A 441-nucleotide genomic window follows, 5' to 3' on the forward strand; every position below is an offset into this window, starting at 1 on the left:
AGCACGCAGCCCTGTTCGGCCCAGTACTGGTTGAGGGTCTGGATCAGGCCCTGGAAGGTGATCGGTACGCGCTGTGACATGCGGCAGGGGCCGTGCGAAGGGGTGCGCTAGTATAGCGGCCGACCTGCGGGGCATTCCGCAGCGGGGAACGGCTCATGGAACAGCGGCAGCCCGCCGAAACGACGATGGCCCTGGCCGGGGCGGCGCTACCGCGCGGGCGGCTGGTGTTCGAACGGGTGGCCACCGCCCTGCTCGCCGACGAGATGGTCGCCCCGAACGACCGCGAGCGCATCCAGTTCTCCGCCGGCGGCGCCCGCAATGCCAGCGAAGTGCATCCGTTGGTGCTGCTGTCCAACCTCAAGCTGCACGCCGGCCAGCCACCGGCCGGCGAGCTGGGCCTGGAACGATTGACCGAATGGCTGGCTACCCGCGTGGGCATGC

At 69.8% G+C, this 441-nt stretch carries 1 protein-coding gene; it reads left to right on the forward strand.

Going from position 1 to position 441, the window contains the following annotated elements; genetic code table 11:
* Positions 1-155: 155 nt before the first annotated feature.
* On the forward strand, positions 156-441 hold a 286-nt coding region (locus tag CWM66_RS28580), incomplete at its 3' end, for a hypothetical protein (RefSeq protein ID WP_199200101.1).

Source organism: Kosakonia sp. H7A, from assembly GCF_003028445.1.
GTDB lineage: Bacteria > Pseudomonadota > Gammaproteobacteria > Enterobacterales > Enterobacteriaceae > Kosakonia > Kosakonia radicincitans.